The sequence below is a fragment of the Desulfovibrio sp. X2 genome, from assembly GCF_000422205.1.
GTDB lineage: Bacteria > Desulfobacterota > Desulfovibrionia > Desulfovibrionales > Desulfovibrionaceae > Alkalidesulfovibrio.
Genome location: NZ_ATHV01000002.1, coordinates 112005 through 132230 on the forward strand (window position 1 = coordinate 112005; position 20226 = coordinate 132230).

The window sequence follows — 20226 nt, forward strand, 5'->3', positions numbered from 1 at the left end:
CCCGCATGACCACCCAGACCTCCCCTTCCGATCCCGCACGGCGCCTTGCCGATGCGCGCGCCCTCGTGCGCACGCTGGAGGACCGGCGCGCCCCCTGGGACGACCACCTGCGCGAGGTGGCCGACTACGTGCTGCCGGACAAGGGCCGCTTCCCGGGCCGCGAGGGCGGCCGCGAGAGCGACCCGGGCGGCAAGCGCATGGGCCGGATCATCGACTCCACGGCCACGCGCGCCTGCCAGATCATGGCCGCGGGCCTCATGGGCGGGCTCACAAGCCCGGCCAAGCCCTGGTTCCGCCTGGGAACCCGCGACAAGGAGCTGCGCGAGTGGGGGCCGGTGCGCGACTGGCTGGATGCGGCCGAGCGCGCCCTCTACGCGGTGCTCGCCCGCTCCAACTTCTACCAGTGCGTGCACGGCCTCTACCTGGAGCTCGGCGGCTTCGGCTCGGCCTGCCTCTTCTGCGAGGCGGACGACGAGCGCGCCGTGCGCTTCCGCACCCTGACCTTCGGCGAATACGCCTGGTCCTGCGACCACCTGGGCCGCGTGGGCACCGTGGCCGTGCGCCGCGAACTCACTGCCGGGCAGTTGGCCGAGCGCTTCGGCGCGCAGAGGCTCAGCCGCGCCGTGCTGGCCATGCTGGGCACGCGGCGCGAGCAGGACCCGGTGGAGATCGTCCACCTGGTGCGCCCGCGCGAGGGGGCGGCGGCCGGGCGGGACGGCCTCGTCCCGGCGCTCGAAAAGCCCTTCGAATCGCTCGTCTTCGAGGCCCGCGCGGCCGGTGCGGACGAGGACGCGGTGCTGCACGAGGGCGGCTTCGACGCCTTCCCCTTCCTCTGCCCCCGCTGGGACGTGACCGGCGCCGAGGAGTACGGCCGCGGCCCGGGCATGACCGTGCTGCCCGACGTGAAGATGCTGCAGGAGATGGCCAAGGGGCGGCTGCAGGCCGTGCACCTGGGGCTTCGGCCGCCCATGCGCGTGCCCTCGAAGTTCGCGAAGAGGCTGAACCTCGTGCCGGGCGGGCAGAACTACGTGAACCCGCAGCAGGCCGAGGGGCTGGCCCCGCTCTACGAGTCGCGCGTGTCCATCGCCGAGGTCACGGCCGTGATCGAGGACGTGCGCCGCCAGGTCAAGGAGGGCTTCTACAACGACCTCTTCCTGATGATCTCGGGCATGGAGCGCTCGGGCGTCACGGCCACGGAGATCATGGAGAAGCAGGCCGAGAAGCTGCTCATGCTCGGCCCCATCGTGGAGCGGCTGCAGTCCGAGCTGCTGGACCCGCTGGTGGAGCGCTGCTTCTCCCTGGCCGAGCGCGCCGGGCTCGTGCCCCCGCCCCCGCCGGAGATGACCGGCTACCTGCTCTCCGGCGGCCGCATGCGCGTCGAGTACGTGTCCATGCTCTCCCAGGCCCAGAAGCTCTCGGGCTCGCAGTCCATCATGCAGCTCCTCTCCGTGGCCGGACAGATGGCCGCGGCCGAGCACGAGGTGCTCGACAAGATCGATTTCGAGCAGGCCCTGGACGAGCTCTCGCTGATCACCGGCGTGCCCGCGGGCATCGTGCGGCCGGACGAGGAGGTGGCCAGGCTGCGCGCCAGGCGGCGGGCCGAGGCCCTGGACCAGGGGCTGGCTCGGAACCTCGGCCGGGTCCTCGGCGCCGCAGCTCCCGCCGGTCTGCCCGCCGCGCAGGCGAAGGAGGGGAGCTAGGCCATGCATCCGGACACCGAACGCGAGCTCGAGCTCTACCTGCTCTCCGGCCTGGACGCCGCGCTGGCCCGCTCCGAGGAGGCGCCGGACGACGATCCCTTCGGCCTGGCCGAGACGTGCGACGCCGCGGCCCGCGAGGCCGAGGCCCGCTTCGCACGGCTCATGGCCGACTGCCGGGAGGTCATGGAGCTGCCCTCGGGCGCGGGGCTTCGCGTCTTCTGGCACTGGCGCGAGCAGGCCCTGGCCTCGGGCCAGGTCTTCGTGCCCGGCGCGCAGGTCTACGCCAACGCGGCGCTGGCCGACTACGCCCGCGAGCGCGAGGCCGAGCTGGCCATGGCCCAGCCCCGCAAATACCTGGAACTCATGACCCTGGCCGCCCGCGCCCAGGCCCGGGAAGCCGGGCGGAGCAGGGAAAAGACAAGGAGGAGATGAGAATGGAGACACCCGGACTGGAGACCGCCACCCCGCCGCAGGCCGCACCCGGAAGCGGGGACGAGACCGGCCGGACCGTCGGCGCGGGGAGCGCGGAGGCCTCGGCCTCCGCATCCCCCGCGCAGCATACCGCCGGGCGGCAGATGGGGCCGCGCAACGTGCTCCTGGACCCGCTGGGACCCGAGGACGGCGGCGAGGTCGCGGAGAATGGGGCGGGCGGCCCTTCCGAAGGCGCCGCCTACGCCCCCGAGGACTACGACTTCGCCTTTCCCGAAGGCTTCGCGCCCGACGAGGGGCTCGTGGACTCGTTTCGCGGCTTCGCGGCCAGGGAGGGCATCGCGCCCGGTCTCGCGGCCAGGCTCGCGGCCTTCCAGGCCGAGGCCACGCTCACGGCCCAGGCCGAGTGGGCCGCGCGCTGCGAGCGGGAGCTGCGCGCGGACTGGGGCCGCGACTACGCCCGGGGCGTGCGCGCGGCGCAGAGCGCCGCCGCGTACGTGGAGAACAGGCTGCCCGGCTTCACGGCATGGGCCGGTGGCGTCGCCCAGGGCTCGCCCGAATTCATGCGCTTTTTGCGCTGGTTCGGGGACCACGTGGCCGAGGACTCGCTGCTTCAGGGCGGGGCCGGGCCGCGGCGCTCAGAGGAGATGACCACCATCGCATTCGTCACCGACGCGTTTCGACGCGCACAACGAGGAGAAGACTAGATGAGCATGACCACGCTCAAGGAACTGGCCGTCCAGTTCGCGCGCAAGCAGCCCAAGCAGGTGGACGCCCTCACCGAGAAGGCCCCCATCCTGGACGCGCTGCCCTTCGAGGAGGCCAGCCACGGCCTGTGGAACGCCTACGAGGACGTCTCGCGCGTGACCGGCGCGGGCTTCGTGGACCTGAACGCCCCCCTGCCCCTGGTCAGCGCGGACGCGGACCTGAAGAAGGTCGACCTGTCCATCATGGGCGGCGAGATCGAGGTGCCCGAGGACAAGGCGCGCATGTTCGGCGGCAAGGAGCAGTACTTCACCAAGAAGATGGACGCCATCCTGCGCGCCTCGGGCATGAGCGCGGAGAAGAAGATCCTCTACGACAACTTCCGCGCCTTCGCCCTTGACCAGGGCCGCGTCATGTCCGCCGGGGCCGAAAGCGACGACGGCTACTCCATCCTGGCCGTGCGCTTCGAGCCCGGCGTGACCTGCGGCCTTTACAGCCCCGAGGGCTTCAAGCGCGGCAGCCTGCTGGACGTGCAGCCCCTGAACAACGGCGGGCTCTACAAGAACGCCCAGGGCGTGCTGGTCTACGGCATGCGGCTCAAGGGCTACTTCGGCATCCAGATCGCGGACCCGCGCACCGTGGCCGCCATCGTGAACATCAACCCGGACCACGTGCCCACGGCCGCCCAGGTGGACGACCTGCTGGCCATGGTCCGCGCCGACAACACGGACACGAAGCTCTTCATGCACATGCGCTGCAAGAACTTCCTCAACCGCTACAAGGGCGGCGACGGCGCCACGCCCGGCATGGGCAGCCTGCAGACCCTGCCCGCCAGCAAGGACCTGAACCGCACCTTCGAGGCCTGGAACGGCATCCCCATCGTCACCTCCTACAACTTCCTCGAGGCCACCGAGGCGGCCGTGAGCCTCTAACCCCGAGAACCAAAGGAGCACGCAGATGTACAAGCAGCGCCTCACGGCACACGACGACTACCTGGCCAAGGCCCAGCCCCTGCCCAAGAACGCCGTCGCCGACGGCAACCAGGGGTCCAGGGACCTCTCCGCCACCCAGGGCGCCCTCGAGGTGGTGGTGGCCGCCGCCGACGACGTGAGCCTGGCCGCGGGCAAGAGCCTGACCGTGACCCTGGTCCACGCCCCGGACGGCGGGGCCTTCACCCCTGCGGGCCGGACCTTCACGGCCACGGCCGGGGCCTCGCCGCTGACCTTCGACGCGGGCGAGGAGATCTGCCGCCTGGCCGTGCCCTCGGACCTTGCCCCCGAGGCCATGCTCCGCGTCTCCACCACGGACGCGGCCGCCGCGGGCAGCCTGGACGCCTGGCCGGAGTACCTGGCCAGGTAGGGACCCGCCGAGCGCAGGCTGCGCCGGGTTCCGGACACCGACGACACCCCCTGACCAGGGCCCCCCGGACGCCGACCCCCTTCCTGTCGGCGGCCGGGGCGGCCCAAAGGAGAAAGAATCATGAAGCTCGTCACCTACCGCGTGCGCGAGGACTGCACGGACCGCCAGGGGCGCCTGCGCCTCTCGGGCGAGCTCGTGGAGCTGCCCGCGGGCGCGGCCGTGCCGCCCCTGTTCGAGAAGCTCTCCGAGCGCAGAGAGGACCCGGCCGAGCGCGAGGCCCTGGCCGAGGCCGAAAAGGCCGAGCGCCGCCGCCTGCTGTCGAGGCTGAAGGAGCTGGGCGCGCCGCGCCCGCCCGCGGCGGCGAGCCTGCTCGAGCTGCGCGGGAGCCTCGAGCTCTTCGAGATCTCCCTGCGCGGGGAGGGCTAGGCCATGGCCACCGACGTCGCCGTCTGCAACATGGCCCTGACCGCCCTCGGCCACGAGACCATCAGCGCGCTCGAGGAGCGCTCCAAGGCCGCGGGGCTGTGCCGCCTGCACCTCTCCACGGCCCGGCGCGAGCTCCTGGAGGCGCACAACTGGGCCTTCGCCACGGCCTCGGCCGACCTCGCGGCCCTGTCCGCGCCCGCCGCCTCCTACGGGGCCGGGCACTGGGCCACGGCCTTCCGCCTGCCCGTGGACTGCCTGAAGGCCCGCGCCCTCTCCACGGGCGCGCCCTTCGAGATCATGGGCGACACGCTCCTCACGGACGAGCCCGCGGCGCGCCTGACCTACACGCGCGACATCTCCGAGGCGGCCAGGTTCCCGGCCTCGTTCGCGCGCGCCCTCTCCTTCCTGCTGGCCTCGCTGCTGGCCGTGCCGCTCATGCAGAGCGAGCGGCTGGAGCAGGGCATGACCGAGCGCTTCCTGGTCCAGATCGGGAACGCGCGCGAGATCGACGCGGACCAGGGCGTGCCCGGAAAGGACGATCCCGTGGCCTGGGTCGAGGCCAGGAGGTAGCCGTGGGACAGGTCACCGTGATCCAGACGAGCTTCAACAGCGGCGAGCTCTCGCCGCTCATGGACGGCCGCGTGGACCAGGAGCGCTACTCCACGGGCTGCGCCAGGCTCCTGAACTTCTGCCTCTGGCCGCACGGCGCGGCCTTCCGTAGGCCGGGGCTCCGCTTCGTGGCGCAGTGCGGCGACCCCGCCGCGGCCTCGCGCCTCATCCCCTTCGAGGTCGCCTCGGACACGGCCTACGTGCTCGAGTTCTTCGTGAGCGCGCAGGGCGAGGGCCGCATGCGGGTCTTCGCGGGCGCGGACGCCGACGGCGCGGGCGGCGGCCCGGTGCTGGACGGGGACGGCGCGCCCTACGAGATCGCCACGCCCTACGCCGACGAGGAGCACATCCGGGCGCTGCGCTTCTGCCAGAGCGCGGACGTCATGTACCTGGTCCACCCGGCCCACCCGCCGCACAAGCTCTCGCGCCACGGCCACACGGACTGGCGGCTCGCGCAGGTGACCTTCGCCCCCTCGCTGGCCGCGCCCACGGGCCTTTTTGCGACGGCCCAGGGCACGACCGGGGGCACGGCCTACACCTACGTCATCACCGGCGTGAAGGACGAGACCGAGGAGGAGTCCCTGCCCTCGGCCGAGGCGAGCACCGCGAGCGGCCCGGCCGCGCTCTCGTCCTCGAACTACGTGCGCCTCTCCTGGAGCGCGCTCGATGGGGCCAAGGAGTACAACGTCTACCGCGAGAAGAACGGGGTCTTCGGCTGGATCGGCAAGGCCCAGGGCACGGGGTTCGACGACAAGGGCGAGGAGTCGCCCGACGTCACGGACACCCCGCCCTCCCTGCGCGACCCCTTCGACGCCGAGGGCAGCTACCCCTCGTGCGTGCAGTTCTTCGAGCAGCGCCTCTTCTTCGCGGCCTCGAGCGACGCCCCCCAGAAGCTCTGGGGCTCGCAGACCGCCAACTACGAGAACTTCAACGTCTCCACCCCGCTCAAGGACGACGACGCCGTGACCTACACCATCGCGGCCGACCGGGTGAACGCGGTGGTCTGGATGATGCCGGGGCAGAAGAAGCTGCTCTTCGGCACCGTGGGCGGCGAGTGGACGCTGTGCGGCTCGGGCGGCGACCCGCTCTCGCCCATGTCCGTAGAGGTGGCGCGCGAGACCGCGCACGGCTCCGCGGGCGTGGCCCCGGTGACGGTGGGCAACACCGTGCTCTTCGTGCAGCGGCCCGGCAACGTGGTGCGCGAGTTCCGCTATTCGCTGGACGTGGACGGCTACCAGGCCACGGACGTCTCGCTGCTCTCCGAGCACATCCTGGGCGAGAAGACGATCACGGACTGGGCCTACCAGCAGTCGCCCTGCTCCATCATCTGGGCCGTGCGCGAGGACGGCGCGCTGCTGGCCCTCACGTACCTGCGCGAGCACCAGGTGGTGGGCTGGTCGCGCCACGAGACGGCCGGGCTCGTGCGCTCCGTGGCCGCCATCCCGGGCGGCCGGGAGGACGCGCTGTGGGCCGTGGTGCGGCGCGAGACGGACGGCCCCGGCTCCGGGCAATACGCCCACTTCGTGGAACGGCTGGACCCGGTCTTTCGCGGCGGCCTGCCCGAGGCGGCCTTCTTCGTGGACGCCGGGCTCTCCGCCGACGCCTGGAACACGGACGAGGCGCTCCTCATGTCCCTCGCGGCCGAGTCCTTCGCCCCGGACGGCGAGGCCGTGCTCACGGCCTCGGGCCACGCGCCCTTCGCGGACGCAGCCTGGGGTCCGGGTCGGCGCTGCCGCCTGCGCGGCAAGCGCGCGGACGGCGGCCCGGACGCGGACACGGCTTGCGAGGTGGAGGTCGTGGAGGTCCTTTCGGACGAGCAGGCCCGCGTGCGGCTGCGCACTGCGGCGCCCCCGGCCCTGCAGAACGCGGCCACGCCGCACTGGGCGCGCCTCTCCTCTTTCCTCACCGGGCTTTCCCACCTGCAGGGCGCCACCGTGCAGGTCCTGGCCGACGGCATGGTCCAGCCGGAGGTCAGGGTGGGCGACGCCGCCTCCGCGCCCTGGGCCAGCCGCGCCTGGGGGCCGGGCGAGATCGAGCTGCAGCGGCCCGCGGCCGTGGTCCACGCCGGGCTCGGCTACGTCTCGGACCTCTCGCCCATGCGGCCCGAGATCCAGGACCAGGGCGGCACCAGCCAGGGCCGCACGCGGCGCGTGGGCCTCGTCTGGGTGCGACTGCACGAGACCGTGGGCCTCAAGGTGGGGCCGGACGCGCAGAGGCTGCAGGAGATCCGCTTCAGGTCCTCGGCCGACCGCATGGGCACGGCCGTGCCGCTCTTCTCCGGCGACAAGCGCGTGGCCCTGCCCGGCGGCTACGACCCGGCGGCCAACGTGCTGGTACGCCAGGACCAGCCCCTGCCCATGACCGTGCTCGGGCTGATCATGGAGCTGGAGGTGATGGAGCGATGAACGCGCACTGCACCCTCCCCGATCCCGTCCGCCCAACCGTCCGCCCAACCGCTTGCCGAACAGTCCGGCAAACAGTCCGGCTCGTGCCCTTCGCGTCCGAGCACCTGGCGCTGCTCGCCCCGCGGGAGACGGAGCGGCGCACCTGGGCGCTCCTCGGCTCGGCCGGGAGCGATCCTGCGTCGGCCGCGGCGTTCGCCGCCCGCGGCCCGGCCCTGACGCTTCTCGCGCACGGCCCCTCGGGCCGCGTGGAGGCCGTGGCCTGCGCCGGGATCATGCTCGGCCCGCGGCAGCCGGACGGCGGCCGCGCGGGCGATGCCTGGGCGCTCACCGGCCGGGCGGTGGACCGCCTGCCCCTGGCCTTCCACCGCGCGGCCAGGCGCGGACTCGCCGCCATCGTGGCGGCGCACGGGCTCACGCGTGTGCAGGCCCTGTGCCTGGCCGACTTCGCGGCGGGCCGCCGCTGGCTCGCCCGCCTCGGATTCACGCGCGAGACCCTGGAGCCCGGCATGGCCGGAGTGCTTCCGGGGGCGCGGCTGCACCTCTACGCCCTCGTCCCGGGCCGGTCCGGAGGGCCGGACGCGCGGGGACGAAGCGCAGGGGACCCTTCACACGCACAGCACAGGAGGAACCATCCATGAGCGGAATCGAACCCTGGCTTCTGGCCGCCGGACTGGCCTCGACCGGCGTGGGCATGGCCCAGGGCTACTCCCGGTCCCAGGCCCAGGCCAAGGCCGCGCGCCAGCAGGCCGATTACCAGCGGCAGCTCGCCGAGACCAACGCGGCCCAGGCCGAAGAGGACGCCAAGACGCAGCGCGCCCTGGGCGAGAAGAACCGCGACGAGACCCTGCGGCAGGGCGCGGGCCAGATATCGGCCCTGCGCACGCGCATGGCGCAAAGCGGCCTGAACCTTCTGGACGACGACGGATCGGGCCAGGATCTGCTCGGCCAGGTGGCCGCGGACTATGCGTCCAAGGCCGAGGATGCCGAGTGGCAGGGTGACGTTTCGGCGGACAACCTGATGCGCCGCGCCCAGCTCTACCGGGCGAACGGCCTGTACGCGGGGGGGCAGGCGGCCTCGCGCGCCTCCCTGTACGGGCAGCAGGCCCTCGGCAGCTTCGGCCAGGGACTGCGCGACATAAGCAGGCAGACCCTCAGCTACTTCAAATGAACGCAAGAGCCGGACACCGCTCCGGACGCAGACAAGGAGAATCGACATGGAGTTCGTGAGCCGAGAAGGACAGGGACAGGGGACGTCCCGAACGCGCACGCACGGCTTCGAGGACCCCGGCAGGGGCGACGTCCTGTCCGGCGACACCGCCGACGGCGGCCCCGTCCGCCTCATGCTCCATCTGGCCGACGCCCTGGCAAGGTTCAAGGAGCGCGAGGCCGCCTTCCAGCAGCAGGCCCTGGCCCGACAGGGCGCCCCGGCGCTGGACCTGCCCGGGCTGGCGCAGCGATGGTACGCAGACGCCTCGCGCGACATCTCGGGGAAGCTCGGCGATCCCGGGCTGCGCGCGGCCTTCCGGGAGGCCGTGGCCCCACGGACCGAGGACGGCCTGTCCATGCTGCGCGCGCACGCGGACGGCCAGGCCCAGGCCCTGCGCGGGCAGGCCCTGGCCCAGGGCACGGCCCAGGCCGAGGCCAACGCCGAGCGCTTCGCCGCCTCGCCGCACCTCGTGGAGCGCGAGCTCGACGACGCCGTCCGCCACGTGGCCGTGTTCGGCCCGGACGACGACGCCGAGCGCGAGGGCCAGGTGCGCGCTGCGGCGGACCGCGTGCTCGGCCGGGCCGTGACCGCGCGCGCCGGGGCGGACCCCGCGGCCGCACGCGCCCTGCTGGACCGCTGGGGCGGCGCCTTCGGACCGGAGGCCCTCGCGCGGCTCGACTCCCTCGTCTCCGGGGCGGAGCGCGGGGCGCGGCGCACGGCCGCCTGGGAAGAGCTCGCCCCGGGCGCGGGCGTGGCCCGCGACGCCCTCTCCGGGGGCAGCGGGGGAGACGCGGCAGTGGCCGACGGCCCGGCCGGTCCGGGCGGTCTTCTGGCCGATCCGCTGGCCGATCCGGCCTTCCTGGCCCGCCACGGCCTGGACGCATCGGACGCCGCCCATCTGGCGAGCCGCCTGGCCGTGGCGCGGGCGGCCTCGGCCCGGGACGCCGCGCGCGCGGCGGGCGAAGGCGCCCGCGCAGAGCGGGAGCGCTTCTGGGAGCTGGCCCAGAGCGATCCCCTGGCCGCGCACGACCATCTGGAAAACGTCCTCCACATGCCCGGGGAGCAGCGCGACGCCCTCTCCGCCCTGCTGCGCGATCCGGCCTGGGACGGGAAGCGGATCGAGGACGCCCTGGCCGCCGGCCCGGACCGGAGCGGCTCCCCGGCCGGGCAGGAAGCCGGGCAGGCTGAGGGCCCGGAGAACGATCCGGAGGACGACCCAGGGGCCGCTCCCGCATCCTTGGCCACGGATTCCGGGCAGTTCACGGCCTCCCCCGCGGCACAGGCCGAATCCCAAGACGACGTTCCGGCCGCTTCGGCACCAGCCGAGGGGGGCGCCATGGAGCGGGACGCGGAACGGCCTTCCGCCGTCCCCGGCGCGGAGGCGGCGCAGACGAACGCCGAGGTTCAGGCCGATCCCGGAGCCGATCCCCGCGCCGGAGACGCGGCCGACGCCAACGAAGCCGCCCGCCTGGAAAACATGCGCGCGGGCACGACCCATGCCGAAGAGAACCGGGAATACGGAAACGGCATCGTGCCGGTGGCGGAGACCACCCAGCAGGAGGACATCAAGGCGCTCGCCAAGCAGATGGGCCGCCTGAAGTATCCGGACACGGGCGACCTGAACCCCAGGGTCACTCAACAGCGGGAAGAGTACGAACAGGAACTCGTGCGCGAGTTCGTTTCGCACATGGGCACGGGCAAGGACGCCAGACAGGTGGTCCAGCGGGAACTGGAGCGCGTGCCCTCCGGCAAACGGCCCGATCCGGCCCTGGTCAATTCGGCGCTCACGCCCCGGGCCGGTGTCGCCCCCTCGGTCCTGGGCAACGCCCTGTACAACGACGAGAAAACCATCGGGCAATATGCCCGGGAGCGGGGCTGGAAGCTGGATGAGTTCAACTCCCTCTGGAGCAGGAAGCTCGACGGTTCCATCACTCCGGAAGAGACCACCAGACTCGAGCAACTCGGCCGCGACCTTCCGCCGGAGGTGAAAGCCAAGGGGATGGCCGACTGGCTCACCGTCATGATCAACGAAGAGTACGAAGACCTCGCCGACAAGGCCTCCAGCAACAAGGCGCTGACTGCGACGGCTGCCGCAGCGGCCCTGGCGGGCATGCCCACGGCGGCCGTCGCCCTCTTCGGCACGGCCGCGGCCAGACGGGAATTCACGACCTCGGCCGGCGAATACTACCGCGAGCTGAGCCAGGCGCGGGACAAGAACGGCAATCCCATGCCCGACGAGATGGCCCGTATCGGCGCATACGTGGGCGGGCTCATGAACGGCGGCTTCGAGGCAGCGCAGTACATCGGCCTGGGCAAGATCCTCGGCACGAGCGAGAAGCTCGCCGGCAAGGCGGGCATGGAAGCCCTCAAGGAGGCGCTCAAGAACCCGGAGAATTTCAAGCAGATCGCCGAAGGGGCCATCAAGGCGGGAAAGGTGCTCAGAAACGAAACTCTGCAGAATATGGGAGAAAGCTTTCTACAAGAATTCTACCCAAATGCAGTATATCTTGCAGCGAATGTACGCAGCAAGACAGATTTTAACGCCACGCCGAGCAATGATGATGCGATGTATGCAATTGATAGAGGTTTAAAAAAGACTGGGGCCAATATCCTGAAACGAGAAATATTCTGAGGAGAAAAGAAACCAGCTTAACCAGAAGCTGGTTTCTTTTCTTGAAAAAATATTAGAATTATTAATGCAATGACAACAGATACAAGAACACCGTAAAGCGCGCTCACTTCTGAAATGTCATATCTAAAAAGCCATGTGAACGGAATTATCAGGAGGAAACTTATACTTTTATCAACATTCTCAATCATCCTTGAACCGTATGTGTAGAGAAATACACTTATAATGAACAGTGCAGAATCTATTTTAACACAAAAAATTTTCCTCTTCGGTGCGAATATGAACATTGTCAACACTGAAAACAAAAAAATTGAAACAGGATAAATAAAAAAAACCACCTCTGCTTGTGCCCCAATGCAGGTCCTCAATATACTTCGAACACCTTCCGACAATACTGGTGGGACACCTAATAACCAAGCAATAAGAAAGAACCACCTGCATTCTTCTGGGACATCTTCATAAAAAGCACGGATAAATGTTCCCGCCTTTTTCACGGGCTGCACCATCCTGCCGATCTGCGTCACCACGTTTCCTTCCCCCTGCCCTTCGGCCCATCCTGCCGGTCGTGCGCACCGGCACGATCCGCACGGCGCGACTCCACTCCAGCGACCGAGTAGCACATATCCCCCGGGCCTCAAAGCATGCGGCGCCGACCCGTCCCGGCATGCCCACGGCGGCCGTCGCCCTCTTCGGCACGGCCGCGGCCGGACGGGAATTCACGACCTCGGTCGGAGAATACTCCCACGAGCTGAGCCAGGCGCGGGACAAGAACGGCAATCCCATGCCCGACGAGATGGCCCGCATCGGCGCATACGTGGGCGGGCTCATGAACGGCGGCTTCGAGGCAGCGCAGTACATCGGCCTGGGCAAGATCCTCGGCACGAGCGAGAAGCTCGCCGGCAAGGCGGGCATGGAAGCCCTCAAGGAGGCGCTCAAGAACCCGGAGAATTTCAAGCAGATCGCCGAAGGGGCCATCAAGGCGGGAAAAGTTCTTGGGAGCGACACGCTAATAAATATGGGAGAAAGCTTCATGCAACATACGTATTCCTATGGTGTAAAAGTAATGAGTAATTGGCAATCCGGAACAAAATTTGAGGGGCTTAATGTGGGGGGAAAATTGAAAGAATCTATCGATCAGGGATCAAAAAAAACAATTCTGGATATGGCAAAAAAATCTATACTTTGATTCCGAGAGGAAATCCGCTTCATTTAGAAGCGGATTTCCTTCTCCATAGGACAACAAGAAAAGCACCGGCCATAAAAATGGAAAATATTGCCCCATGAAAGCTTGCACGGCTTTCAACTTGAAACCAAAAAAGGAAGTAGGGCACACCGAATATCCAATTCATAAAAATTCCTTTGAATCGGAATACAAGAAATATTGTATATACAATATATAGCACGTTAATAAGTTTAACAAAAAAAATTCGTCTACTAGGAGCAAGAAGAAAAGTCACTACAACGGAAAAGACGAGGACAGCAGTAGGCTGTATTAGATTAAAAAAATGTGTATTGGCGCTGAACCATATCCGGCACACAGAGCCTAAAAGCTCTAGCAGTGCCAACGAGAAGCAAGGGATTCCAAAAGGGAAAAAGTACCACCTCACTTCCTCGGGAATACCTTCATAGCCAGCGCGAATGAACGCTCCCGCCTTTTTCACGGGCTGCACCATCCTGCCGATCTGCGTCACCACGTTTCCTTCCCCTTGCCCTTCGGCCCATCCTGCCGGTCGTGCGCACCGGCACGATCCGCACGGCGCGACTCCACTCCAGCGACCGAGTAGCACATATCCCCCGGGCCTCAAAGCATGCGGCGCCGACCCGTCCCGGCATGCCGACGGCGGCCGTCGCCCTCTTCGGCACGGCCTCGGCCGGACGGGAATTCACGTGCGCGGCGGGCATGGCCACGGGTGCGGGTCGCACCGCTGCGCCTGCCGCGCAACCTCGTTTCCGCTCGCCCGCGCGTCACGCATTCGCCCTCGACAGGCCATGGGGAAAGCCTAGAATGTCCGGCCGGAGGAATCCCCATGACCACCTTTCGCGAAGCGAACGTCAACCGCTTCAACGGCTTCGGAGAACACTACGACGCGTTCCGGCCCGCGGCCCCGGCCGTGATCCCGGACCTGCTCGCGCGCTATGCCCGCATCCCCGCAGGGTCCCTGCCCGGTCTGGTGGTGGACCTCGGCTGCGGCACCGGGCTGTCCACCCGCGTCTGGCTCGGCCGCGCGCGGCGCATCACGGGCGTGGAGCCCAACGACGACATGCGCGCCCAGGCCGAGCGCGCGAGCGCCGGGCTGCCCGGGGCCGAGACCCTGTCCTTCAGGAAGGGCACGTCCACGGACACGGGCCTTGCCGAAGGCTCGGCCGACATCCTGACCTGCTCGCAGTGCCTGCACTGGATGGAGCCCGCGCCCACCTTCGCGGAGATCGCCCGCGTGCTCCGGCCCGGCGGCGTGTTCTGCGCCTTCGACTACGACGGCATCCCGGCCGTGGACTACGAGGTGGAGGAGGCCGTGCGCGACCTGCGCCGCCGCGTGGCCGCCCTGGAGGCCGAGCGCCGCTTCGCGCCGGTGCGCAAGTGGGGCAAGGAAAAGCACCTGGAACGCATCGCGGACAGCGGCCTGTTCCGCTACGTGCGCGACGTGCGGCTCTACAGCGTGCTCACCGGCGGGGCCGTCTGGCTCAAGGGCTTCATGCGCAGCCAGGGCGGCGTGCAGACCATGCTCGGCCACGGCATGAGCGAGGAGGAGATCGGACTTTCCGCCTTCGCCGAGGTGGCTGACCGCGTGCTCGGCGACGCCGAGGTGCCCCTGGTCTTCGGCTACCGTGCGCGCGTGGCCGTGAAATAGCTTCAGCCTCCGGCGGCCGGGGAGGGCGCCGCCCTCCCCGGACCCTCCCGGCAGGAAGGGGCTCCTCGCCCCTCCCTGCACCCACCCCCGCGAGGGGTCACCCCTCGACCTCCCGCGCCCGCGGCATGCCGGACGACGAACACGGGCAGCCCGGGCGTGGACGGCCGCAAGAGAAAAAAGGAAGCCCGTCAAATGGCGGCACCTCAACTCCCAGGGCGTTCAGAAGGCGTCGGATGCAAGGAACAAGGAAAGGCCGAGCCCGACGCGTATTTCCGATACGCGAGGGTTCGGGCTTTTTGCAGAGACGCCGCAGACGGCGCCTTCTGAACGCCCCGGCTTTACAAGAGGCCGGGGCTGAGGCATGACGGCCGGGCGCGGGTGGTCAGGCCTCCCGGCACGGAGAACCATGCACATCATCGCCCAGTTCATAGACTTCCTGCTGCACGTGGACGTGCACCTGGCGGCGTTCCTGGCCCAGTACGGCGCCTGGACCTACCTGCTCCTTTTCGCCATCATCTTCTGCGAGACCGGCCTCGTGGTCACGCCCGTGCTGCCCGGCGACTCCCTGCTCTTCGTCACCGGCGCGCTCTCGGGCGCAGGGCTGCTGCACGGCCCGTTCATCTTCGTCCTGCTCGCGGCCGCGGCCATCGCGGGCGACTCGCTCAACTACTGGATAGGCCGCCGCGTGGGCCCGGCCGTGTTCACGCGCGAGAAGACGCGCTTCTTCAAGAAGGAGCACTTGCTGCAGGCGCACGAGTTCTACGAGCGCCACGGCGGCAAGGCCATCGTGCTCGGCCGCTTCCTGCCCATCATCCGCACCTTCGCGCCCTTCGTGGCGGGCATCGCCGCCATGAGCTACAAGAGCTTCGTCTTCTACAACGTCACCGGCGCGCTCCTCTGGGTGGGCGTGGTGCTCGGCATCGGCCACTTCTTCGGCAACCTGCCCATCGTGCGCCAGAACATGGCCGTGGCCATCTACGGCATCATCGTCCTCTCCTGCGTCCCGGCCGCCGTGGAGTTCGTGCGCGCGCGGCGCAGGGCCAGGGCCGCCCGGGAGCGGGACCGCGAATAGCCCGGCCTTTCCTCCGCCCATCCGCCGCCTTACTCCCGCGCATCCCGCTTGCGCATCCCGTTCGGCTAGTGGACCGGCGGCCCGTCCTGCCCGGCCCCGGGCCGCGGCCTGCGCATGATCCACAACAGCCCCGCAAGGACCAGGAAGATCCAGCTCTGCAGCTGGAAGACGTCGAGATAGGCCATTGCGCTCGCCTGGCGCAGGGCCTGGTTGTAGATCTCGCCCATGGCGCGCGTGGCCGTGTCGCCCGGCGGCAGCAGTGACGTGTCCAGAAAGCGGCGCAGGTGGTCCAGGGCCTCGGCGTAGCCGGTCTGGGACGGGTTCAGCCGCTCCACGATGCGCGCCTGGTGGAACTGGGCGCGGCGCGCCAGCATGGTGGTCACGAAGGCCGTGCCGAACGAGCCGCCGAGGTTCCTCAGCAGGTTGAAGATGGCCGAGGCGTTGTTCATGCGCTCGCGCGGCACGTAAGCCATGGTCAGCAGGGCCAGCGGCGGGAAGAACAGGGCGATGCCCACGGCCTGGATGTTGCGCGCCAGGATCGCCGTGCCGAAGTCGATCTGCAGCGTGAACCCCGCCATGTAGGAGAGCGAGTAGGCGTTGACGAGCATGCCCATGCACAGGAGGATGCGCGCGTCCATCTTCTGCGTGAGCCGCCCCACGATGGGCAGCACGAGGAGCATGATCAGCCCGCCCGGGCCGAGCACCAGCCCGGCCAGGTAGGCCGTGTAGCCCATGAGGTTCTGCAGGTAGAGGGGCAGCAGCACGATGGCCCCGAAGAAGGCGAAGAAGCCGAAGAACATGAGCAGATTGCCCAGGGCGAAGCTGCGGTCGCGGAATTCGCGCAGGTCGACGATCGGCTGCTTCCGCGTGAGCTCCCATACCAGGAAGGCGAGCAGGCAGACCCCGGCCGTGACGGCCAGGGTCAGGATGAAGTCCGAGCTGAACCAGTCGTCCCGCTGCCCCTTGTCGAGCACGATCTGCAGCGCGCCCAGTCCCACGGCCAGCAGCGCCAGCCCCACGTAGTCCACCCCCTCGCCCTTCTCGCGGCGCTTCATGTACTCGGGGTCGGAGATGAACGAGCTGATCAGGAACAGGGCCAGCACGCCGAAAGGCACGTTGATGTAGAAGATCCAGCGCCAGGAATAGCTGTCCGTGATCCAGCCGCCGATGAGCGGCCCGAGGATGGGCCCGAGCACCGCGCCCATGGCGAAGACGGACATGGCCATGCCGCGCTCCTCGGCCGGATAGGCCTCGAGCAGGATGGCCTGCGACATGGGCTGCAGCCCGCCCCCGCCGATCCCCTGCACCACGCGGAAGAAGATGAGCTGCCCGAGGCTCGTGGCCATGCCGCAGAGCATGGAGGCCAGGGTGAAGAGCGCCACCGAGGCCAGGAGATAGGTCTTGCGGCCCATGAGCCGCGCCAGCCAGCCGCTGATGGGGATGACGATGGCGTTGGACACGAGGTAGGACGTGAGCACCCAGGTGACCTCGTCCTGCCCGGCGGACAGGCTGCCCTGGATGTGCGCCAGCGAGACGTTGGCGATGCTCGTGTCCAGGATCTCGATGAGCGTGGGGATCATCACGCTCACCGTGACCACGTACTTGTTCACCTCGCGCTGGGCGGCGGATGCCACGGCCTGCCTCGTCTACCGCGTGTAGATCACCGGCACCACGCTCATGCCGATGCGGAGCTCGGGAATCTTCTGCCCGTCGGTGTCCAGGACGATCTTCACCGGGATGCGCTGCACGATCTTCACGTAGTTGCCCGAGGCGTTCTCCGGCGGAAAGAGCGAGAAGACCGCGCCCGTGCCGGACATGATCGAATCCACCCGGCCGGTGAGCGTCCGGTCCGGATAGGTGTCCACCTCGATGCTCACCTTCTGCCCCGGCCGCACGTCGGTCAGCTGCGTCTCCTTGTAGTTGGCCGTGATCCACAGCACCCTGGGATCGAGCGGCACCACGGAGAGCAGCGCCTGCCCCGGGTCCACCATCTGCCCCGGGTCCACCACCCGCTTGCTCACGTAGCCGTCCACCGGCGAGACGATCTCCGTGTAGCCGAGGTTCAGCTCGGCCTGGCGCACGCGCTGCCTCGAAAGCTCCACCAGCGCCTCCTGGGCCAGGGCCTGCTTGTCCTTGATGACCGCCTGCTCCTTGCCCGTGGAGGCGAGCGCGACCTGCGCCCGAAGGCTCGCCTGCTGCGCCAGCAGCGAGTCCATGCGCCGCTTCAGGGCCGCGGCCGTGGCCTCGTTCGAGCGCAGCTCGGCCTCGGCCGTGCGCATGGCCGTGGTCGCGGTGTCCAGCTCGGCCTGGGCCGCCGCGCCCTGCTTGACGAGCTGCGTGTAGCGCGAGAGGTCGAGCTGCGCCTGGTCGCGCTGCGCCATGGCCTGCTGCGCCTTGCGCACCGCGGCCTCCTGCTCCTTCTGCGCCTGCGCGATGGACTGCTCGAGACTCGCGAGCTCAGACTCGGCGCTCGTCACCCGGCTCGAGGTCTGCGAAAGCTCCAGCGGCACCCCGAGCTGCAGGGCCGCAAGGCTGCTCTGTGCGGAGGCCAGGTCCGCCCTGGCCTGGGCCAGGGCCACGCGCAGGTCCGTGGGATCGAGCTCCACGAGCACGTCCCCGGCCTTGACCCGCTGGTTGTCCTCCACCGTCACGCGCGTCACGTAGCCCGAGACGCGGGGCGTGACCGTGTAGATGTAGCCGTCCACGAAGGCGTCGTCCGTGTCCACCTGGCCGCGCGTGAGAAAGAAGTAGATTCCCACGCCCACGAGCGCGAGCAGCACCGCGACCGCCAGGGCGACCCGCTTGCGGGAGAGCCGCCGCTCCCCGTCCTCCGTCTCCTTGGTGAAGAACGCGCGTACCTTGCCGAGCATCAGCGCTCCCCGCCCGGCAGGGCGGCGCACATGGCGGGATAGACTCCGAAGCCGTCCGGGACGGAAACCGCGCGCGGGTCGTGATCCATGGCGAAAAATCCTCCGGCTAGTATGGCACAATTACTTGTCCGACCAACCACTGTCAACGCGCTCGGCGCCGGAAACGAGGAGGGGGAGGCTCCGGCAGGCCGGAACCTCCCCGATGGCGGGACGTGAGGCGGCGAGAGGCGGACGGCGGGAGGATCAGGCGGGACGGACCACCCCGGCCACGGCCGAGGCGAAGCCCGCCCTGCCCTTGACGGCGTAGGTCTCGTACAGCGACTCGATGGTCGCCTGGGAGAAGACGTAGTTGCGGAAGTTGTTGAAATGCTTCGACGAGGCGGACACGTCGTCGATGCCGTAGCGCTCCTTGGCCAAGTCCCCGAGCTCCGCGATCATGGCCTTGGCCGCGGGCACCGTGAAGACCCAGTCGTGGTCGCCCAGATGGCAGACGAAGCCCTCCATGCGCCTGGGCAGGGGCAGGGTCGCGCCGCCCGGGGCCAGGAGCCCGGCCTTCTCCGGGTCCACGCCCACGATGATGGAGGCGGCCTTCAGCCACCCCACCACCTGGGCCTCGTCCGCGGGCGAGCCGGGGTGGTTGTGCGCGCAGGCCTGGGCCACCACCATCCGCGCGGGCACGCCGCGCACGATGCTCTCGGCCACGCCGAGCACGTGGTGCTCGCCCGTGCCCGCAAGCGAAAGCTCCGTGCGGCACGCGCCGCTGCCTTCCCACTGGAAGACCCAGGGCTTGTGCAGGTCGTGCAGCATCTGCGACACCACCACCGTGTCGCGGTCCAGGGCGAAGCCGTAGACGTCCTTGTAGCTCGCGTAGATCGCCTCGGAGATGTGCAGGTTGGCCGCCGTGTGCGTGACCAGGCCGCCCGGATAGGCATGGTGGCTCGTCCAGCCGCTGCCCGTGGAGCTCATGAAGGGCTGCGAGGCGCGGCCGCCCTCGGCCACCGGCGGCAGGAAGGCCTCGAAGGCCACGTCCTTCAAGAGCCCCTGCCCCACCAGCTCGTCATAGACCGCGCGGCGGTTGCCCGCGTCGGCCAGCGGCCCGGCCAGGCTCGGAACCGGGTCGTCCAGCAGCGCCGTGACCACCGCGCGCGCCTTGGCGTCGCGCACCGTGTTCGCGGCGCTCCGCAGATAGGCCATGCCCTGCTTCACCGCAGGCGCCCGGGCGGCCATCTGCTGCTGGCTCAGGGAAAGGCACTCGTCCAGGCTCGCGGCCTTGGCCTTGGCCGCGGCCCGCGCGGCCGAGGGGACCACGGCGGCGGCGGCCAGCACCGCACCGGCGGCCGCGCCGAATCCCAGGAAACGCCTGCGTCCCGGATCCTCGATCAGGGAATCCAGCGACGTGTACTCTGATGTCATGGGGGAACCTCCTGATGGCGTGTTGTCCATCCGCCGGAATCTTCCACCCCTGCGTGACGCCTCGACGAAGGATCGGAGAAGGATGCGCGAAGGCTCCGTGACACAGGGAGCCAGTGACGCAGGAGGAGGGAATGCCTCCGGCGGCCAGGAAGGGGCTCCTCGCCCCTTCCTGGACCATCCCTCGCGAGGGGGTCACCCCCTCGACCCGCCTTCGCATGCCGAACGTCGACCCATGAACCCTCGTTCACCTGGGCGTGGGGGTGTCGTATGCCGCTGCAGCCGATCGGCAAAGGAGAGGTGGGGAAGTTTTCGGGAAATCTTTTGTCTGTGGCCGAGGGGTTCGGGGAGTCTTCCCCGACGGCAACCGTGCCCGAGATTTCCGCGTGATCCGAGCCCAGCGAGGGACACGCGGAAATCTCGGGCACATTCATGGCTGCCGCCAGCCACGCCCAGGCAGCCCGTGCCCGATCGCGAGCCGTATCGCGTGCGAAGCGGGGTCAAGGGCTCAGCCCTTGCGCGGGGAGGGTGCAGGGAGGGGGTGCGCAGCCCCCTC

Annotated in this window: 19 protein-coding genes; 14 read left to right on the forward strand and 5 right to left on the reverse strand. The window is 69.2% G+C overall.

Annotated elements, in window-relative coordinates; all coding sequences use genetic code 11:
- Positions 1 to 5: 5 nt before the first annotated feature.
- The 11 genes from DSX2_RS01255 (at position 6) to DSX2_RS01305 (ending at position 11472) form a co-directional block, all read left to right on the forward strand.
- Complete coding sequence (locus tag DSX2_RS01255) at positions 6 to 1700, forward strand: portal protein (RefSeq protein ID WP_020879211.1); 1695 nt, start codon at positions 6 to 8, stop codon at positions 1698 to 1700.
- A 3-nt stretch (positions 1701 to 1703) separates the two neighbouring features.
- Complete coding sequence (locus DSX2_RS01260) at positions 1704 to 2132, forward strand: hypothetical protein (RefSeq protein WP_020879212.1); 429 nt, start codon at positions 1704 to 1706, stop codon at positions 2130 to 2132.
- A 2-nt stretch (positions 2133 to 2134) separates the two neighbouring features.
- A complete protein-coding gene (locus DSX2_RS01265) occupies positions 2135 to 2836 on the forward strand; it encodes a hypothetical protein (RefSeq protein WP_020879213.1) in 702 nt (233 codons plus the stop codon).
- Positions 2837 to 3766 carry a major capsid protein gene (locus tag DSX2_RS01270; protein ID WP_020879214.1) on the forward strand — a complete coding sequence of 310 codons (930 nt, stop codon included), beginning with the start codon at positions 2837 to 2839 and terminating at the stop codon, positions 3764 to 3766.
- Positions 3767 to 3791: 25 nt separating this feature from the next.
- A complete protein-coding gene (locus DSX2_RS01275; protein WP_020879215.1) occupies positions 3792 to 4193 on the forward strand; it encodes a hypothetical protein in 402 nt (133 codons plus the stop codon).
- A 120-nt stretch (positions 4194 to 4313) separates the two neighbouring features.
- Positions 4314 to 4619, forward strand: a complete 306-nt coding sequence (locus DSX2_RS01280) for a hypothetical protein (protein ID WP_020879216.1) — start codon at positions 4314 to 4316, stop codon at positions 4617 to 4619.
- A gap of 3 nt (positions 4620 to 4622) precedes the next feature.
- Positions 4623 to 5189, forward strand: coding sequence for a hypothetical protein (locus DSX2_RS01285; protein WP_020879217.1), 567 nt, complete (start codon positions 4623 to 4625; stop codon positions 5187 to 5189).
- A gap of 2 nt (positions 5190 to 5191) precedes the next feature.
- Positions 5192 to 7633 (forward strand): hypothetical protein, encoded by a 2442-nt coding sequence (locus tag DSX2_RS01290; RefSeq protein ID WP_020879218.1) that lies wholly within the window; start codon positions 5192 to 5194, stop codon positions 7631 to 7633.
- 83 nt (positions 7634 to 7716) lie between these two features.
- A complete protein-coding gene (locus DSX2_RS01295) occupies positions 7717 to 8271 on the forward strand; it encodes a hypothetical protein (RefSeq protein ID WP_201764400.1) in 555 nt (184 codons plus the stop codon).
- On the forward strand, positions 8268 to 8801 hold the full coding sequence (locus DSX2_RS01300) for a hypothetical protein (protein ID WP_020879220.1): 534 nt from the start codon (positions 8268 to 8270) through the stop codon (positions 8799 to 8801). Before DSX2_RS01295 ends, DSX2_RS01300 begins: the two co-directional genes overlap by 4 nt.
- Before the next feature lie 46 nt (positions 8802 to 8847).
- Positions 8848 to 11472 (forward strand): hypothetical protein, encoded by a 2625-nt coding sequence (locus tag DSX2_RS01305; RefSeq protein WP_020879221.1) that lies wholly within the window; start codon positions 8848 to 8850, stop codon positions 11470 to 11472.
- 17 nt (positions 11473 to 11489) lie between these two features.
- On the opposite strand, the gene DSX2_RS18165 is transcribed toward DSX2_RS01305, so the two are convergent.
- Positions 11490 to 11993, reverse strand: coding sequence for a hypothetical protein (locus DSX2_RS18165; RefSeq protein WP_152512794.1), 504 nt, complete (start codon positions 11991 to 11993; stop codon positions 11490 to 11492).
- A 140-nt stretch (positions 11994 to 12133) separates the two neighbouring features.
- Here DSX2_RS18165 and DSX2_RS01310 point away from each other — a divergent pair, with 140 nt between their 5' ends.
- Entirely contained in the window at positions 12134 to 12655 is a 522-nt protein-coding gene (locus DSX2_RS01310; RefSeq protein ID WP_020879222.1) for a hypothetical protein, read from the forward strand.
- Between the two features lie 19 nt (positions 12656 to 12674).
- Here the strand turns inward: DSX2_RS01310 and DSX2_RS18170 are convergent, their stop codons facing one another.
- Positions 12675 to 13160, reverse strand: coding sequence for a hypothetical protein (locus DSX2_RS18170; protein ID WP_152512795.1), 486 nt, complete (start codon positions 13158 to 13160; stop codon positions 12675 to 12677).
- 336 nt (positions 13161 to 13496) lie between these two features.
- Between DSX2_RS18170 and DSX2_RS01315 the strand changes: the two genes are divergently transcribed.
- Together DSX2_RS01315 and DSX2_RS01320 are read left to right on the forward strand one after the other, a co-directional pair.
- The gene (locus DSX2_RS01315) at positions 13497 to 14318 is read left to right on the forward strand and encodes a class I SAM-dependent methyltransferase (protein ID WP_020879223.1); all 822 of its coding nucleotides are present in this window, start codon (positions 13497 to 13499) and stop codon (positions 14316 to 14318) included.
- Between the two features lie 406 nt (positions 14319 to 14724).
- Positions 14725 to 15390: a DedA family protein gene (locus tag DSX2_RS01320; RefSeq protein ID WP_020879224.1), complete on the forward strand. Its 666-nt coding sequence runs from the start codon at positions 14725 to 14727 to the stop codon at positions 15388 to 15390.
- A gap of 65 nt (positions 15391 to 15455) precedes the next feature.
- On the opposite strand, the gene DSX2_RS01325 is transcribed toward DSX2_RS01320, so the two are convergent.
- The 3 genes from DSX2_RS01325 to DSX2_RS01335 all read right to left on the reverse strand — a co-directional run bounded on the left by DSX2_RS01325 (position 15456) and on the right by DSX2_RS01335 (position 19673).
- Complete coding sequence (locus DSX2_RS01325) at positions 15456 to 17024, reverse strand: DHA2 family efflux MFS transporter permease subunit (protein ID WP_020879225.1); 1569 nt, start codon at positions 17022 to 17024, stop codon at positions 15456 to 15458.
- Between the two features lie 12 nt (positions 17025 to 17036).
- Positions 17037 to 18260 carry an HlyD family secretion protein gene (locus DSX2_RS01330; RefSeq protein WP_020879226.1) on the reverse strand — a complete coding sequence of 408 codons (1224 nt, stop codon included), beginning with the start codon at positions 18258 to 18260 and terminating at the stop codon, positions 17037 to 17039.
- Between the two features lie 243 nt (positions 18261 to 18503).
- Complete coding sequence (locus DSX2_RS01335; RefSeq protein WP_020879227.1) at positions 18504 to 19673, reverse strand: hypothetical protein; 1170 nt, start codon at positions 19671 to 19673, stop codon at positions 18504 to 18506.
- Positions 19674 to 20226 lie beyond the last annotated feature (553 nt).